The following is a 16,389-nucleotide window of genomic DNA, read 5'->3' as shown; positions in this document are numbered from 1 at the left end:
GATGGGCTTAATGCCAGTAACGCCACCAAGGCATATCGTCGGGCTGCCAAGCGTGCGTCAAAAACGGGCTTTTCGGGAAGTTGGTTTCCAACACGCGGCGCGTATCGGCGGCAAGCTGTGGTTTGCCGAGTTTTTGGTAGGCAAGTTCCAAGATGGCGAGCGATTCTTCGACATAGCGTGTATTTTGGTAGCTGCCGATAATTTTTTGGGCGCGGTTGGCGGCGGCGATATATGCGCCGCGTTTCATGTAGTAGCGCGCCACCGACATTTCATTGCCGCCCAGTGCATCGACCAGTTTGACCATGCGTGCGGTCGCATCGGCGGCGTATTTGCTGTTGGGGAAGCGTTGGACGAGTTCCGCAAACGCCTGGTACGCTTCGCGGTTGGCTTTCGGGTCGCGGTCGGACCAGTCTTGCGAGGCCAGTTTGTTCAGGAAGGACTGGTCTTCGTTGAACAGCACCAAGCCGCGCAGATACAGCGCGTAATCCATATTCGGGTGTTGCGGGTGAAGGCGGCGGAAGCGTTCGATTGCCGCCAGAGCTTTGTCTTTTTCATCGTCTTTATAATAGGCGTATGCGGTATCCAGTTGCGACTGCCGGGCATGGCGGCTGGTGGGGAAGCGCGATTCCAAGATTTCGTATAACTTGACAGCCCGCGTATAATTGCTGCTGTTCAGCTCGTCCTGGGCTTCGGCATAGAGCTTCTCCACACTCCAATCTTGGGTAATCTGGGCATCTTTATCGACCGTACCTTGAGTGGCACAGGCACTCAGTGCCAAACCTAATGAAACCGTTAAAAGAATTTTTTTCATGCAGAATACTTCCTTTGATAATGAATCCGATTATAGCGACGATTCAGACTTTGCGTCAGCTTCCGAAACTGAAAACCGTATCGGTCTGACCGTTCCGCTCGAGCTTGCCGGCGGGCGGTTGGATGCGGTGTTGGCGAAACTTCTGCCCGACTATTCGCGCAGCCGCCTGACATTATGGATTAAAGAGGGCGCGGTTATTGTAAACGATAAACCTTCGCAACCCAAAGACAAAATGATAGGCGGTGAGCAAATCCGTGTAACCGTCCGTCCGAGTGAGGAAAATCTGGCGTTTGTTCCAGAGCCTATGGCTTTGGATATTGTTTACGAAGACGATACCGTCATCGTCGTCAACAAACCGGCCGGACTGGTGGTGCATCCGGCGGCGGGCAACTGGACGGGGACGCTGCTCAACGGCCTGTTGGCGCATTGCCCCGAGCTGTCCCAAATTCCGCGCGCGGGCATCGTCCACCGCCTCGACAAGGAAACCAGCGGGCTGATGGTGGTTGCCAAAACCCTGCCGGCGCAAAATTCCCTTGTGCGGCAGCTTCAGGAACGCACGGTCAAACGCATTTACCGCGCCGTCGCCAACGGCATCGTTCCCTTTGACGGTAAAATCGAAACCCAAATCGGACGCGATCCGCACAACCGCCTGAAAATGGCAGTCGTCAAATTCGGCGGCAAACCAGCCGTTACCCACGTCAAAGTGTTGGAACGCTATCTGGCGCACAGCTATATCGAATGCTCGCTCGAAACAGGCAGGACGCACCAAATCCGCGTCCATATGCGTGAGGCCAACCATCCGCTTGCCGGCGACCCGGTTTACGGCAACCCGCGCCACCCGTGCGGCGACACGGTGAAAGAAGCCGTTAAAAGTCTGGGCGCGCGTCAGGCGTTGCACGCCTACCGCTTGAGTTTTACCCATCCGGAAAGCGGCGAAACCGTTTCGTTTGAGGCACCGATTCCGGACGACATATATCATTTATTGTCTGTCCTCCGTCTTGAAGCCGGTTTGGATTCGTCTTTGAGCAATGAAGAGGAATGGCAGGACAAATTCGGCGCGGACGACGATGACGATTGGAACGAAGACGACTACGATGTCGAAGTGGTTTATGTAAGGGAGTGAGGCGGCTTGAAAGGCGGGGCGAACGCAGGCAGCCGAACCGGAGCAGCCGGGCAATCGTTCCCGCCGATTTCAAACAAAGGCCGTCTGAAGGGGTCGGGCGGAAACCGCCGGTTTCGTTTGCCCCGTTCAGACGGCATTATGATGAAAGGCGTTTAGGGTTTTTTATGTTTACCGGCTTTGGCCGCCCAATAAGTTGCCAGCAGCGAGCCGGAGATATTGTGCCACACGCTGAACAATGCGCCCGGAACGGCAACGACCGGCGCAACGGCAAAGTGTGCGGCGGCAAGCGCGGCGGCCAGGCCCGAGTTTTGCATACCGACTTCGATGGCCAGCGTTTTTTGTGCATCATAAGGCAGACCGGTCCATTTGGCGGCAAAGAAGCCGAGCAGGTAGCCGATGCCGTTGTGGAGTACGACAACCGCAAAAATCAGCAGACCGCTTTCCATAATCTTGCCTTTGCTTGCCCCAACAACCGCGCCGATAATCAGCACGATGGCGGCAACGGAAACCAGCGGCAGCGCATCGGTCAGCTTTTCGGTTTTACTGCCCAAAACCTTATGGACAATCAAACCCAAAACAATGGGGAGCAAAACCATTTTGACGATGGACATCAACATACTGCCCGCTTGGATTTCCAGCATTTCGCCGGCAAGCATCAGGAAGATGGCGGGAGTCAGCAATGGGGAAATCAGGGTGGAAACAGACGTAACGGCAACCGACAAAGCCACATTGCCACGCGCCAGATAAGTCATCACATTGGAAGCCGTACCGCCCGGGCAGCAGCCGACCAAAATCACGCCGACCGCGATTTCGGCAGGCAGGTTCAACAGTTTGGACAGCAGCCAGGCGGTTGCCGGCATAATGGCGAATTGTGCGATTACGCCGATTATGACGGCTTTGGGATGTTTGAACAAAATATCGAAGTCGGAAGGTTTGAGCGTCAAACCCATACCGAACATAATAATGCCCAACAGCCAAGGAATATAAGGCCCCGCCCATTTGAAGGTGTCGGGCGCGAAAAAAGCGGCGGCGGCAAAGAGCGCGGCCCAGAGGGAAAATGTTTTTCCGATAAAGCTGCTGATTTTACTGAGGATATTCATAATAATGCGTTGCGTGTTTGTTTTTAAGGGAAGGCAAGCATACACGCCTTAACCTTAATTTGCAAAATGACCGTGCCTAAACAATGCCGTCTGAAAGTGGAGATTGGTTTTCAGACGGCATCGCCCGAGAGGTGTCGGAAACGGACTTCATTCCCATTCCTTTTCGGTTGAAACCCGTCTGTTTATAGCGATAGAATCTAATCGGAGGGCAGTCTCGTTCGGGCAACACGCAGTGCGGTGCTTGATGTGCCGTCCTCTGTTGAAACATATAAAGCTCGGAGAAAGTATAGTGGATTAAATTTAAACCAGTACGGCGTTGCCTCGCCTTGCCGTACTATTTGTACTGTCTGCGGCTTCGTCGCCTTGTCCTGATTTAAATTTAATCCACTATATATAAGGGCATCATTCCCGCACCGGCAAGAATCCGAACCCGAACGTTTGAAAACAATCCCGAATCTCCGAATTCCCGCCTGTGTGGGAATGACGAAAAAACAAGCATTCATTTGCCCCGAAGGCAGTTAATCAACCCTTTCCGCCACACACCTATTCCAATATCCAATGAAAACCATCACAGAAACCCTAAATCTCGCCCCGAAAGGCAAAAACTTCCTGACCGCCGATTGGCCCGCGCCCGCCAATGTGAAAACCCTGATTACCACGCGCAACGGCGGCGTGAGCCAAGGTGCGTATCAGAGTTTGAACCTCGGTACGCACGTCGGCGACAATCCCGAAGCCGTGCGCCGCAACCGCGAAATCGTGCAACAGCAGGTCGGATTGCCCGTTGCCTACCTCAATCAAATCCACAGTACCGTCGTCGTCAATGCTGCCGAAGCATTGGACGGCACGCCCGATGCCGACGCTTCCGTGGACGATACGGGTAAAGCCGTCTGTGCCGTGATGACCGCAGACTGTCTGCCTGTTTTGTTTTGCGACAGGGCGGGTACGGCGGTTGCCGCCGCACACGCGGGCTGGCGCGGTTTGGCGGGCGGCGTACTGCAAAACACCATAGCCGCAATGAAGGTTCCGCCCGTCGAAATGATGGCGTATCTCGGCCCCGCCATCAGTGCGGATGCGTTTGAAGTCGGACAGGATGTGTTTGATGCGTTCTGCACGCCCATGCCCGAAGCCGCCACCGCATTTGAAGGCATAGGCAGCGGCAAATTCCTTGCCGACCTTTACGCGCTCGCCCGCCTGATTCTGAAGCGCGAAGGCGTGGGCGGCGTATATGGCGGCACGCATTGTACGGTTTTGGAACGGGATACTTTCTTTTCCTACCGCCGCGACGGAGCGACAGGGCGTATGGCGAGCTTGATTTGGCTGGACGGCAATGCCGTCTGAACACGCCGCTGATATAATCTACCGACTTTGTGCTTTTGAGAAAGGCAAGCCATGAACAAACTGTTTCTTACTGCCGCAGTGCTGATGCTGGGCGCGTGCGGTTTCCACCTGAAAGGTGCAGACGGCATTTCTCCGCCGCTGACCTACCGGAGCTGGCACATCGAAGGCGGACAGGCATTGCAGTTTCCTTTGGAAACCGCGCTGTATCAGGCTTCGGGTAGGGTGGACGATGCTGCCGGCGCGCAGATGACCCTGCGTATAGACAGCGTTTCCCAAAACAAGGAAACCTACACCGTTACCCGTGCGGCAGTCATCAACGAATATCTTTTGATATTGACGGTTGAAGCGCAGGTATTGAAACGCGGCGAGCCGGTCGGCAAACCGATGACCGTGTCCGTCCGCCGCGTCCTTGCTTATGCCGACAACGAGATCTTGGGCAAACAGGAAGAGGAAGCGGCATTGTGGGCGGAAATGCGGCAGGATGCCGCCGAACAGATTGTCCGCCGCCTGACCTTTCTGAAGGCGGAATGACGTGGCGGCACATATCGGACGCATTGATACGGACGCGCCTTTGAAACCTCTGTACGTCATCCACGGCGAGGAAGAACTGTTGCGTATCGAGGCATTGGACGCATTGAGGGCGGCGGCGAAGAAACAAGGTTACCTTAATCGGGAAGTTTATACGGCAGACAATGCCTTCGATTGGAACGAACTGTTGCAAACCGCAGGCAGTGCGGGTCTGTTTGCCGATTTGAAGCTGTTGGAACTGCATATCCCCAACGGAAAACCCGGCAAAACCGGCGGCGAGGCGTTGCAGGATTTTGCCGCCCGATTGCCGGAAGATACGGTAACGCTGGTTTTGCTGCCCAAACTGGAGAAAACCCAGCTCCAGTCCAAATGGTTTGCCGCATTGGCGGCAAAGGGGGAAGTGTGGGAAGCCAAACCGGTCGGCGCGGCGGCTTTGCCCCAATGGATACGCGGACGGCTGGACAAAATCGGTTTGGGTATCGAGGCAGACGCATTGGCACTGTTTGCTGAGCGCGTGGAAGGCAATCTGTTGGCGGCGCGTCAGGAAATCGACAAGCTCGGGCTGCTGTATCCGAAAGGGCATACCGTCAATATCGATGAGGCGCAAACCGCCGTTGCCAACGTCGCCCGCTTCGACGCGTTCCAACTGGCAGGCGCGTGGATGAAGGGCGATGTCCTGCGCGTATGCAGGCTTTTGGACGGATTGCGGGAAGAGGGCGAAGAACCGGTGCTGTTGCTGTGGGCGGTTGCCGAAGACGTGCGGACGCTGATCCGGCTTGCTGCCGCCCTGAAGCAGGGGCAGAGCATCCAATCCGTCCGCAACAGCCTCAGGCTTTGGGGCGACAAGCAGACGCTCGCACCGCTTGCGGTCAAGCGGATTTCCGTCGTCCGCCTGCTTGACGCGCTCAAAACCTGCGCCCAAATCGACCGAATCATCAAAGGCGCGGAAGAGGGCGACGCATGGACGGTATTCAAACGGCTTGTCGTGTCGCTGGCGGAATAAAGCGGTAATCCCCAAAATCCGAAAATACTGTAAAATACCGTTAATCCTGAAAAGTATTCACCAATCCGTCCGAAAACATTTCAGACGGCACGACCACCTCAATAAAGGAACATCAACCCTATGGACAATAAGACCAAACTGCGCTTGGGCGGCCTGATTTTACTGACCACCGCCGTTTTAAGCCTCATTATCGTATTGATTGTCGATTCCTGGCCGCTTGCCATCCTGCTTGCCGCCGTCATCGTCGCCGCCGCTGCGGGCGGCTTTGTTTGGACATCCCGCCGACAGCAACGCCAGTTTATCGAACGTCTGAAAAAATTCGACATCGATCCCGAAAAAGGCAGAATCAACGAGGCAAACCTGCGCCGTATGTACCACAGCGGCGGACAACACCAAAAAGATGCGATTACCCTGATCTGCCTGTCGCAAAAATGTTCGGTGGACGAGGCGCACGCTATGTTCAAAAAACGCCCGACACGTCAGGAAATCAATCAAATGGCGGCAAAACAGTCGCGCGGTCAGAAACGTCCGCACCGTTAACCGTCCGAGGCATATCTGTATGAATGCCGTCTGAAGCCTGTTGGCGTTTCAGACGGCATATTCTGATTGAAAAGATGATGACACTGAAAACCGCCCCGCTCAAACGCCGCTTTGCCGCCATGCTGTACGAAATGCTGCTGGTCGGTGCGGCAACCTGTTTGGCAGCATTGTTTGCCGGTATTGCCGCCATTTTTCTGAATCCCGTTTCTATCGCGGTTTCTGCATTGGTAACGAGTATCCTGATAATGGGATCATGGTGGCTTTATTTTCGCGCCAACTGGCACGGTCAGGGGCAGACCTTGGCGATGAGGACATGGAAAATCGGCTTGTGCGACCTTAACGGCATACAGCCGTCTTTGCACCTGCTGCGCCTGCGCTTTATTTGGGCGTGCATATTTATCGTCTTCATTCCTATGCTTGCTTATGCCGGATTACGCCACTTCCTCGGCATTCCGCCCAAGGGCGCGGCCGGCGCGGCATTGATTTGGCTGATTTTACCGTGGGGGTTCGCACTGCTGAATCCCGATCGGCAGTTTCTGTATGATTTTCTTGCAGGAACAAGATTGGTGGCGGTCAAAGGAAAGCCTTAAGCCTTTATACCGCAAAGGTTTCAAACTGAAAAAATGCCGTCTGAAAGGGCTTTCAGACGGCATTTGGTTATCGGGGAAACCGATTATTCGATATTCTGCACTTGTTCCCGCATCTGCTCGATTAAGACTTTCAGTTCGACCGAGGCTTGGGTGCATTCGGCGGCAATGGATTTGCTGCCCAAAGTGTTGGCTTCGCGGTTTAATTCCTGCATCAGGAAATCCAAGCGTTTTCCGCTGCTGCCTTTGTGTTCGGTAACGATGCGGCGTACTTCGTCGATATGCGTGCGCAGGCGGCTGAATTCTTCGTCGATGTCGGATTTTTGAATAAAGAGGGCAAATTCCTGTTGCAGCCTGTCATTATTGATGTCGCCGACTGCTTCGACGAGGCGGGCGCGGATTTTTTCTTTATGTGTTTCCAGCAGGGTAGGAAAGAGTTCGCTCAATGCATCTATGATTTCTTCCATGCTTTCGAGGCGTTGTAACAGGTGCTCGCCCAATTTTTTCCCTTCGCGCCGGCGTGCGGCAGTAAAGTCTTTTAACGCTTTTTCGGTCAGTTCGGTAATGCTTTTTGCCAATTCCTCCGTATTTTCCCTTTGGCTTGCCAATACGCCGGGGAAACGCAGGATGTCGGCAACGCCCAGTTTTGCCAAATCGTGATGCTTGCGGAGGTTTTTGTTGATTTCGGCAAGCTGGTTCACCAAATCCGAGTTGAGTTCCAAGGACTGTCTGCTGTTTTCCGTATCTTGAATTTGGATTTTGCATTCGACTTTGCCGCGCGCGATATGGGATGAAATTTTCTCGCGGATACCGCTTTCCAAATAGCGCAAATCATCCGGCATCCTGATTTGAATGTCCAAAAAGCGGTGGTTGACGGCGCGGATGTCGAGGTTGATGCGTTTGCTGCCGCACTCTGCCGCCGCGTTGGCAAAGCCGGTCATGCTGTGGATGTGGATATTTCCGCTGCTCATGTCGTTCTCCGAAGCCCGTTAAAATGGAATCAATATATCACATCTGTATGGCGGCAAGCGTTTTCGGGTGTGAAAAATTGAAGGTTTTGCAGCGGCAGATTGGAATCACGCTCTTTTGTTGCTGCAAGGAAGGGAAATGTATAGTGGATTAACCAAAACCAGTACGGCGTTGCCTCGCCTTAGCTCAAAGAGAACGATTCTCTAAGGTGCTGAAGCACCAAGTGAATCGGTTCCGTACTATTTGTACTGTCTGCGGCTTCGCCGCCTTGTCCTGATTTTTGTTAATCCACTATATCAATTCCGCCAATCTGTCGGAAAAGCAGCTGATGCGGCAGTGTCTGGTGCATGTCTGCTTTTTGATTTCGGCAATTGCAACGGCGTGGACGGATAAAATCGTGTACAGCACGATACACAAGCCTCATTGGGGTTTCTATTATAAAAAAACACCCGACAAACCGGCTTGTCGGGTGTTTAATTATGTCTATTTCAAACCGCTTCGGCTTCTTCGGTCAGGAAACCACGCAGTTTCTGCATGGCTTTTGCTTCAATCTGGCGGATGCGCTCGGCAGAGACGCCGTATTCTGCAGCAAGCTGGTGCAGCGTCAGCCCGCCGTCGTCTTGAAGCCAGCGGCTTTCCACAATACGGCGGCTCCTGTCATCCAGTTGCGCCAAAGCGTTTTGTAAACCTTCTGTTTGCAGGGCGTAATGCGCCTGTTTCGATAGTTGTCGGCTCGGTTCGGAATCGTGGTCGGCAAGCCAGTCGATGGGGGCGAAACTGTCCTCGTCGTCGCTGTTGTCTGCCATGATGGCGATGTCGTGTCCCGTCATGCGCTGTTCCATTTCCAGAACTTCGGAAAGTTTGACACCCAAATCGTCGGCGATGTCTTGTGCCTCTTTGGGAGACAGGGCGTTGAGGTTTTTACGCATACTGCGTAAATTGAAAAACAGCTTGCGTTGCGGTTTGGTGGTGGCAACGCGAACCAAACGCCAGTTTCTCAAAATAAACTCGTGGATTTCGGCTTTAATCCAGTGTACGGCAAATGAAAACAGACGCGCGCCTCGACCTGGCTCGTAGCGTTTGACCGCCTTCATCAGTCCGATATTGCCTTCCTGAATCAGGTCTGCCTGATTCAGCCCGTAGCCGTCATAGCCGCGCGCGATGGAAACGACGACGCGCAGGTGGGACAGGATGAGTTGTTTGGCGGCGTTGAGGTCGCCCTTTATCCGGCGTTCGGCGAGGCGGGTTTCTTCTTCCTGGGACAGCATCGGGATGCTGTTGACGGTGTGGATGTATTGTTCGAGGCTGCCGTTGCCGCTTTGGATGGCGGGTAATGCGAAAGCGTTATTCATTTGGGGCATTTCCTTTCGGCTGAAACTGCGTATCGGCGGTTTGCTGTGTTGGGATGCAGTATATCACTGCTTGGCTTGTATTTTGTATGTTTGGCAGGAGATATGCGCTAAGGTTTGAAAGACAGGAAAATTTTGTAAGGCAGGTTTGATTGATTTTGTAAACCTGATGGCTCAATCCGATTTCGGAATTATATTACATACGTAGTTGTATGTAAACAGCCGGTTTGAAAAAAGACAGCCCGTCTGGACGGGCTGTGCAGGTATCAGTGTTCTTTGTTTCGGAAGATGAAAAGAATCAGTGCGGCTAGGGTCAATATGCCCATCAACCACCATGAACTGCCGGTTTTCATATAGGGCGTTTCGCCGACATAGCCTTTGATGTGTCCTTCCAATACGGTTTCCGTATCGGGTTGGGCTTGGGCGATGATGTTGCCTTTGGGGGAGATGATGGCGGTTGCGCCGGTGTTGGTGGCACGGACCATATAGCGTCCGAGTTCCATAGCCCGCGCCTGCGATTGTTGGAGGTGCTGGTACATGGCGTTGGATTTTCCGTACCACGCCATATTGCTGGCATTGGCAAGCAGTGTGGCATCTTTGGCGGCGGCAATCAGTTCGTCGCCGAATCCGTCTTCGTAACAGATGTTGAAGGCGATTTTTTGGTTTTTCATCAGCAGGGCGGATTGCTTACCGCCGCCTTTGCGGAAGTCGGAAAGGGGCATATTCATCATTTTGTAAAGCGGCGTGGTCAGGAAGGGCAGCGGTTTGTATTCGCCGAAGGGGACGAGGTGGTTTTTGGCGTAGTAGGGGATGCCGTCCTGATTGTTTTCCTGATAACCGGTCAGGTTGATGACGGCGTTTTCGTAACCGTTGCCGTCCGAAGTGTATTGGCTGATGCCGACGGCGAGCGCGCTGCCGTTGTTTTGCGCCTGTTCGGCAAATTTTGCCAGTATGTTTTCCGGCAGGTTTTGGCGCATGACGGGGATGGCGGTTTCGGGCAGGATGACGATGTCGGCAGTGGTTTTGCCGACCTGTTCGTAATATTTCTGTATGGTCGGGATGACTTGGTCTTCACGCCATTTGAGGGTTTGGTCGATGTTGCCTTGAAGCAGGGCGACGGTGCTGCGGCTGCCGTCGGGGCGGGTGAAGTCGGTTTGTCGGGCGGTGTAGCCTGCGGCAAGCAGGGCGGCAATCAGGATAATTGGAAGCAGGCGTTTGCCCGAACGTGCGGTGTTATCACTCGCCAAAACCAGCCAGACACCGAGAAAGGCGGTTGCCAGTGTAACCATGTGGATGCCGCCAAATGGGGCAAAGCCGGCGAGCGGGCTGTCCGGGGTGATTTGGGAGTAGCCGATTGCGCCCCAGCCGAATCCGGTCAGGAAACGTTCGCGGGCAAACTCGGTCAGTGTCCACAGGATGGGCAGTACCAAACCGATTTTTATGCCCCGAGGCAGGGTAAATTTTTTCCACAGCCAGAAACACAGTGCCGGATAAAGGGCAAGGTAGGCGGGGAGTAGGAAGGTCAGCGGTACGGCATAGAGGTCGGGCAGGCCGGAAACGTCGTGCAGGGCGGTGTGTATCCAGTAGAACTGTGTCGTGTATGCGGTCAGGCCGAACAGGTAGGCGGAAGAGACAGCAAAACGCGGACGCAGTTCGATGAGGCGGACGAAGGCACCGAAAATCAAGGGCATCAGCCAAAAGTGGTAGTAGGGTGCGAAGGTAAAGGGGGTGGCGGCGGCAAAAAGGATGAGCAAAGGCCAGTAGAGGGCGGGGTGCTGCCAGTATTTGTCCAGTTTGGAAACCATATTCATCTGTCTGTTCGGAAGATACCGTCTGAACATCTTTCAAACGGCATCGGTATTTGAAAAAGAAATCAATGCCTGCCGAAACGATTCATCAGCGGCAAGGCGGGGGCGCAGGCAATCGAACCGGAAAGCAGCCCGACAACGAGGTTGGCGAAGTACTCCGCCCAGCCAGCGTCCCAGTGTTGCGCGTGCAGGAAATCGTGCAGAAGGCCGAGGTTGTGGGCGACCAGTACGCCGCCGATAAGAAACATGGCAAGCGTGCCGACCACGCTCAAACCGCGCATAAAGCAAGGCATAAAGGCAGTCAGCATTTGCCCCAAACTGCGCGAAAAGGTTTGTGGGCGGCGCATCAGCAGCATGCCTAAGTCGTCGAGTTTGACGATGACGGCGACGATTCCGTACACCAAAACAGTCATGCCGATGCCGATTGCCGCCATCACGAGCGAGCGCGTCATGTCGGTGCAGAAACTTGTGCAGCAGCTTTTCCACGCCTTCAAAGCACAGATAAATCCCGCCTGCCGTCAAAAGCGGCGTAATGAGTTGCGGCAGGAAGGTGGAAAGCAGCAGAGCCGCAGGTACCAAAACCGGCTTGTTGGAAAAAGAACCTTTCGCCATCGACCAAACAATCGGCAACTCGCGTTCTGCCGATACGCCCGTAACCCGGTTGGCATCGGGTGCCAAATCGTCGCCGACCATGCCGGCGGTTTTCTTTGCGGCGGCTTTGGTCATCAGGGCAACATCGTCCAAAACGGCGGTGATGTCGTCCGGCAGGGTAAATAGTGAGGCAAATGCCATTAAAGAATCCTGAAATGCGGCGCAAAGTCCGACATTATATAGGAGAACGCGGATTTGGGCGGTTTCAGGCGGCATGAAACAGGAAAATGCCGTCTGAACGCTGTGGCGGACGTGAAGTAAAGTTTCGTGAAAAGAAAATGCCGTGTTACAGTCTTTCGATTTTAATTTAATGAATTTTAAGGGAGAATCGTTAGCGTGGATTGGATGGGCAGTCTGTTCCTGCCGGGTGGCGCACTGTTGTTTCTGAGCGTGGTTTCGACCACTTTGTCCGCACGTTTGGGAATGCCTTTGCTGCTGGTTTCTCCTGCCAACGTGTTGGACGGGGCGGCGGAAGCCTTGGCGATTGCGGCGTTCCTGATGCTGGTCGCGCGTCCGCCGGCAGTGTTCGGCGGTTTGTGGAAATTCAATTACAGCCTGCGTGAAAAGGCGTATATCAGTTGGTTGGGTTTGGCGGAGCCGTGCCGATTTCGCCGGTGATGATGCCGCCGGTAACGGGCGTTCCCAATTCGCACCTGCTGTTTGATGTGGCGTTTGCCGTGGTGGTGCTGTCGCTGCTGATTCGGGGAATGACGATTCCTGTGATGGCGCGGCTGTTGAAGGTTGCCATGCCCAACAAGCCCGAACCGAAAGATACGCATGATATTTGGCTGGCGAAAAAGGAAATTGTCAGAATGTCGGCGTTTAAAGTGGTTGCCGAATCTGAAGCGGAGGGACACCATCCCGATACGGTCGAACCGATTTCCGATTCGTTTGGCGCACGCTGTTTCGCATTGATACGCAACGGCATCCGAATAGAAATGCAGTCCGACACCGTGCTTCAGGCGGGGATTTGGCGTGGTACATCCTGCCCGACGGCAAGGTCGATATAGTGGATTAAATTTAAATCAGGACAAGGCGGCGAGCCGCAGACAGTACAAATAGTACGGAACCGATTCACTTGGTGCTTCAGCACCTTAGAGAATCGTTCTCTTTGAGCTAAGGCGAGGCAACGCCGTACTGGTTTAAATTTAGTTCACTATAAAATGTCGAAATACGTTACCGAGACGGATATCGGTGTCCGTGAGCATTTTGATTTCTTCGGCGAGTTTGTCGTTTCGCCGGCAGCACGTTCGGACGATTTGGCACTTGCTTACGGTTTGAGGCTGGAAGCGGGCGAAGAGGGTTTGAGCCTTGCCGAGCTTTTCGATAAGCGTTCCGACAGTCAGGAGCCGGTCGAGTGCGGCCGTATTGACATCGGCGGCTTTATGCTGACCGCGAAGGAGGTTGACGGGGACGGCAATATCGGGTCTATGGGGCTGAAAGTACCGCGTTAGAAAGGTTTGATTTGAATGCCGTCTGAAGCCGGATTGCCGGTTTCAGACGGCATTTTGTCTGTTTAGTTTTTTTTTTTGTTTTTTGCCTGTTTTACGTCTTTTTCGGTAACGCTTCCGCCGCCGTTGTCAAAGGCGTTCATGATATAAGTGGCGACGGCGGCAATGTCCGCATCGCTGATGGCAGTGGCGGGCATGAATCCGTTGTAGGTTTTGCCGTTGACTTTGATTGTACCGTTGATGCCTTTGACCATGCTGTGCAGCAGCACCTGCGGTTTTTTCATGATGAAGTCGGAGCGGTAGAGCGGCGGAAACATGGTTCCGCGGCCTTCGCCCTTTTTGCCGTGGCAGGCGACGCAGTTGGATTCGTACACTTTTTGCCCTTTTGTCATGATGCTGTTGTCGGCGGCAGAAGCGGCGGCGCAGAGGCAGCCCAAGACGAGGGCGGTCGGCAGTCGGGTTGTGTTCATTGGTGTTTCCTTAATGTTTGAAACCTTGTTGTTGATTTTGCGTAGCGGGTGAAAGATTTTCTTGCCGAATCGGTAGTAAGGTTGCACTTGATGTGTTGTCCAGCATAGATGCCATCATACGCTAAAGTAGCGGGAAAATGCCGTCTGAACACGGCGTTCAGACGGCATTTTAGACATGGGTCAAACAGTTTCAACGCCAGCCGCCAAGGTTTTCTTCGGCAAGTGCGACGAGTGCGTCTATCCAGTCGGGATTGTCGTTGAGGCAGGGGATGTAGCGGTAGCTTTTGCCGCCTGCTTCATAAAACTGTTCCCGCCCCATCAGGGCGATTTCTTCCATGGTTTCCAAACAGTCTGCCAAAAAGCCCGGGCAGAATACGTCCAGCTCGGTTACCCCCTGTTTGGGCAGTTTGCCGAACAAATCCTGCGTGCTCGGTGTAACCCATTTTGCCCTGCCGAATTGGCTTTGGAACGATACGACATATTGGTCTTCGGTCAGTTCCAGTGCTTCGGCAAGCAGTTTGGCGGTGTGGCGGCACTCGTCGGGATAGGGGTCGCCGAGGTCGTAGTGCTTCTGCGGTACGCCGTGAAAACTCAACATCAGTTTTTTCCCACGTCCGTGTTCCGCCCAATATCGGAGGATGTGGTTTTTCATCGCATCAATGTAGCCGGTATCGTCATAAAAGCGCGAAACGGTGCGGACGCTCATTTGGTTCCGTTGCAGCAGTAATTGTTCGCACACCTTATCTACTGCCGCTCCGCTGCTGGAAGCGGCATATTGCGGGTACATCGGGATGACCAGCAGTCTGCCCGCGCCTTGCGCCTTCAGTTCCGACAATACGTCTGCCACCGAAGGATTGCCGTAGGTCATGGCGTGGCGGACGATGAGGTCGGGCATACGTTTGGCAAGCGCGGCAGCTTGGCGTGCTGTGTAAACTTCTAAGGGCGAACCTTCCTTAAACCAGATTTTTTCATAGGCGTGCGCGCTTTTTTTGGGGCGGAGCGTCAGTACCAGACCATGCAGAATGGGATACCACAGCCATTTGGGCAGTTCGACGACGCGCCGGTCGGTCAGAAAGGACTTCAGATAAGGTCGTACCGCCTGCGCGGTCGGCGCGTCGGGCGTGCCGAGGTTCAACAGCAAAACGGCGGTACGGTTTTGTTGCGTATAGGAAAGGGAGGGTTCTGGAAGGAATGGGAGCATGATCGGTTTCTGAAAAATAGTGCGGGTAGGGTAACGCGGCAAAATGCCGTCTGAAGCGGCTTCAGACGGCATTGCAGGGAGTCAGTCTGTGCCGCGTGCGCGGTTTTCGTGGAATTGTGCTTGCCAGTCGGCAAATTTGCCTTGTTCGACGGCTTCGCGCATTTCCGCCATAATGACTTGGTAGAAATGCAGATTGTGGATGGTGTTCAACTGTGCGCCCAAGATTTCGCCGGCGCGGTGCAGATGGTGCAGGTAGGCGCGGCTGAAGTTTTGGCAGGCGTAGCAGGTGCAGCTTTCGTCTATCGGACGCTTGTCGAGCTTGTGTTTGGCGTTTTTGATTTTCAAATCGCCAAAACGGGTAAACAGCCAGCCGTTACGCGCATTGCGAGTAGGCATGACGCAGTCGAACATATCCACGCCGTGTGCCACGCCGTACACTAAGTCTTCAGGCGTACCGACGCCCATTAAATAATGAGGTTTGTGTTCCGGCAGGATAGGGCCGACGGCGCGCAACATGCGGTACATTTCGGGCTTAGGTTCGCCAACGGACAAGCCGCCGATGGCCAAGCCGGGGAAATCGAGCTCTTCCAAGCCTTTCAGCGACTCTTCGCGCAAATCTTCATACATCGCGCCTTGCACGATGCCGAACAGTGCGTTCGGGTTTTTCAAATCTTCAAAGGCTTTTTTGCTCCGTTCCGCCCAGCGCAGGCTCATTTGCAACGATTTTCGCGCCTGTTCGCGCGTCGCCTCGCCCGGCGTGCATTCGTCCAACTGCATCGCGATGTCCGAGTTCAAAACCGTTTGGATTTTCATAGAAATTTCAGGCGATAAAAACAGCTTGTCGCCGTTAATCGGGCTTTTAAACGTACAGCCTTCTTCCGTCAGCTTGCGCATATCCGACAAAGAAAAAACCTGAAAACCGCCCGAGTCGGTCAAAATCGGTTTGTCCCAGCCGATAAAGCCGTGAAGCCCTCCAAACTGTTCGACGACCTCCAAGCCCGGACGCAGCCACAAATGATAAGTGTTGCCCAAAATAATTTGCGCCTTGATGTCGTGCAGGTTTTGCGGGTTCATCGCCTTAACCGAGCCGTAAGTACCGACAGGCATAAATACCGGCGTTTCGATTTTGCCGTGGTTCAACTCCAGCGTGCCGCGTCGGGCGTATCCGTCTTTTTTGTGTAAGGTAAATTTAAGCATAAGATTGAATGTCAGTTGGGCGACAGGGGGCGAAATATGTTTTAAAAGACGGCATTATAAATGATTTCCCACGGTTTTTCAGACGACATCCCCAAATCTTGCCGCAATGTTGCATAAAGAAACGCACATACCTCTTGCAAAAATTAAAACGACCCGATAAAATGCAAAAATTCTTTGAAGGCACGTAGCTCAGTTGGTTAGAGCACCACCTTGACATGGTGGGGGTCGTTGGTTCGAATCCAATCGTGCCTACCAAATTCCCA

General features: G+C 53.8%; 17 protein-coding genes, 1 tRNA gene and 2 pseudogenes. 10 read left to right on the top strand and 10 right to left on the bottom strand.

Annotation, left to right across the window (positions count from 1 at the left end):
- Window positions 1-7: 7 nt before the first annotated feature.
- The gene (locus IUJ45_RS03200; protein ID WP_002221259.1) at window positions 8-811 is read right to left on the bottom strand and encodes an outer membrane protein assembly factor BamD; all 804 of its coding nucleotides are present in this window, start codon (window positions 809-811) and stop codon (window positions 8-10) included.
- On the opposite strand from IUJ45_RS03200, the gene rluD reads away from it, so the two are divergent.
- Window positions 810-1,934: a 23S rRNA pseudouridine(1911/1915/1917) synthase RluD gene (gene rluD / locus IUJ45_RS03195; RefSeq protein WP_002246063.1), complete on the top strand. Its 1,125-nt coding sequence runs from the start codon at window positions 810-812 to the stop codon at window positions 1,932-1,934. The two genes, IUJ45_RS03200 and rluD, sit on opposite strands and share 2 nt — an antisense overlap.
- Before the next feature lie 152 nt (window positions 1,935-2,086).
- On the opposite strand, the gene IUJ45_RS03190 is transcribed toward rluD, so the two are convergent.
- Complete coding sequence (locus tag IUJ45_RS03190; protein WP_002246064.1) at window positions 2,087-3,034, bottom strand: bile acid:sodium symporter family protein; 948 nt, start codon at window positions 3,032-3,034, stop codon at window positions 2,087-2,089.
- Window positions 3,035-3,252: 218 nt separating this feature from the next.
- Window positions 3,253-3,426, bottom strand: a pseudogene (locus IUJ45_RS11155) (IS5/IS1182 family transposase); the annotation flags it as partial.
- A 166-nt stretch (window positions 3,427-3,592) separates the two neighbouring features.
- Here IUJ45_RS11155 and pgeF point away from each other — a divergent pair.
- The 5 genes from pgeF to IUJ45_RS03165 all read left to right on the top strand — a co-directional run bounded on the left by pgeF (window position 3,593) and on the right by IUJ45_RS03165 (window position 7,033).
- The gene (gene pgeF / locus IUJ45_RS03185; protein ID WP_002246066.1) at window positions 3,593-4,372 is read left to right on the top strand and encodes a peptidoglycan editing factor PgeF; all 780 of its coding nucleotides are present in this window, start codon (window positions 3,593-3,595) and stop codon (window positions 4,370-4,372) included.
- A 51-nt stretch (window positions 4,373-4,423) separates the two neighbouring features.
- Window positions 4,424-4,903: an LPS-assembly lipoprotein LptE gene (locus tag IUJ45_RS03180; RefSeq protein ID WP_002214127.1), complete on the top strand. Its 480-nt coding sequence runs from the start codon at window positions 4,424-4,426 to the stop codon at window positions 4,901-4,903.
- A 1-nt stretch (window position 4,904) separates the two neighbouring features.
- Window positions 4,905-5,903 (top strand): DNA polymerase III subunit delta, encoded by a 999-nt coding sequence (gene holA / locus IUJ45_RS03175; RefSeq protein WP_002246067.1) that lies wholly within the window; start codon window positions 4,905-4,907, stop codon window positions 5,901-5,903.
- 120 nt (window positions 5,904-6,023) lie between these two features.
- The gene (locus tag IUJ45_RS03170; RefSeq protein ID WP_002217668.1) at window positions 6,024-6,443 is read left to right on the top strand and encodes a hypothetical protein; all 420 of its coding nucleotides are present in this window, start codon (window positions 6,024-6,026) and stop codon (window positions 6,441-6,443) included.
- A gap of 74 nt (window positions 6,444-6,517) precedes the next feature.
- Complete coding sequence (locus IUJ45_RS03165; RefSeq protein WP_002235608.1) at window positions 6,518-7,033, top strand: RDD family protein; 516 nt, start codon at window positions 6,518-6,520, stop codon at window positions 7,031-7,033.
- 83 nt (window positions 7,034-7,116) lie between these two features.
- On the opposite strand, the gene IUJ45_RS03160 is transcribed toward IUJ45_RS03165, so the two are convergent.
- The 4 genes and pseudogenes from IUJ45_RS03160 to IUJ45_RS10955 all read right to left on the bottom strand — a co-directional run bounded on the left by IUJ45_RS03160 (window position 7,117) and on the right by IUJ45_RS10955 (window position 11,948).
- Window positions 7,117-8,001, bottom strand: coding sequence for a YicC/YloC family endoribonuclease (locus IUJ45_RS03160; RefSeq protein ID WP_002217666.1), 885 nt, complete (start codon window positions 7,999-8,001; stop codon window positions 7,117-7,119).
- Between the two features lie 486 nt (window positions 8,002-8,487).
- A complete protein-coding gene (gene rpoH / locus IUJ45_RS03155) occupies window positions 8,488-9,351 on the bottom strand; it encodes an RNA polymerase sigma factor RpoH (RefSeq protein ID WP_002217665.1) in 864 nt (287 codons plus the stop codon).
- Window positions 9,352-9,614: 263 nt separating this feature from the next.
- A complete protein-coding gene (gene lnt, locus IUJ45_RS03150) occupies window positions 9,615-11,153 on the bottom strand; it encodes an apolipoprotein N-acyltransferase (protein WP_002246068.1) in 1,539 nt (512 codons plus the stop codon).
- Between the two features lie 68 nt (window positions 11,154-11,221).
- Window positions 11,222-11,948 (bottom strand): annotated as a pseudogene (locus tag IUJ45_RS10955) (DUF808 family protein).
- A gap of 195 nt (window positions 11,949-12,143) precedes the next feature.
- Between IUJ45_RS10955 and IUJ45_RS03135 the strand changes: the two are divergent.
- The 3 genes from IUJ45_RS03135 (at window position 12,144) to IUJ45_RS03125 (ending at window position 13,261) form a co-directional block, all read left to right on the top strand.
- Window positions 12,144-12,425, top strand: coding sequence for a hypothetical protein (locus IUJ45_RS03135; RefSeq protein WP_002240407.1), 282 nt, complete (start codon window positions 12,144-12,146; stop codon window positions 12,423-12,425).
- A complete protein-coding gene (locus IUJ45_RS03130) occupies window positions 12,407-12,817 on the top strand; it encodes a cation:proton antiporter family protein (RefSeq protein WP_226876303.1) in 411 nt (136 codons plus the stop codon). The genes IUJ45_RS03135 and IUJ45_RS03130 overlap by 19 nt, the downstream gene beginning before the upstream one ends.
- Window positions 12,818-12,970: 153 nt before the next feature.
- Window positions 12,971-13,261, top strand: a complete 291-nt coding sequence (locus IUJ45_RS03125; RefSeq protein WP_002235611.1) for a hypothetical protein — start codon at window positions 12,971-12,973, stop codon at window positions 13,259-13,261.
- A 62-nt stretch (window positions 13,262-13,323) separates the two neighbouring features.
- On the opposite strand, the gene IUJ45_RS03120 is transcribed toward IUJ45_RS03125, so the two are convergent.
- From IUJ45_RS03120 to tgt, 3 genes are all read right to left on the bottom strand, one after another.
- Complete coding sequence (locus IUJ45_RS03120) at window positions 13,324-13,728, bottom strand: c-type cytochrome (RefSeq protein WP_101128129.1); 405 nt, start codon at window positions 13,726-13,728, stop codon at window positions 13,324-13,326.
- Between the two features lie 190 nt (window positions 13,729-13,918).
- A complete protein-coding gene (gene hemH / locus IUJ45_RS03115) occupies window positions 13,919-15,001 on the bottom strand; it encodes a ferrochelatase (protein WP_014580520.1) in 1,083 nt (360 codons plus the stop codon).
- Window positions 15,002-15,010: 9 nt separating this feature from the next.
- A complete protein-coding gene (gene tgt / locus IUJ45_RS03110) occupies window positions 15,011-16,126 on the bottom strand; it encodes a tRNA guanosine(34) transglycosylase Tgt (RefSeq protein WP_002246070.1) in 1,116 nt (371 codons plus the stop codon).
- A gap of 178 nt (window positions 16,127-16,304) precedes the next feature.
- On the opposite strand from tgt, the gene IUJ45_RS03105 reads away from it, so the two are divergent.
- Window positions 16,305-16,381: transfer RNA gene (locus IUJ45_RS03105), tRNA-Val, on the top strand.
- Window positions 16,382-16,389 lie beyond the last annotated feature (8 nt).

This window comes from Neisseria meningitidis, from assembly GCF_022869645.1.
GTDB lineage: Bacteria > Pseudomonadota > Gammaproteobacteria > Burkholderiales > Neisseriaceae > Neisseria > Neisseria meningitidis.
Note: the sequence above shows the minus strand (reverse complement) of the source record. Positions and strands in the feature narration are given on the sequence as shown.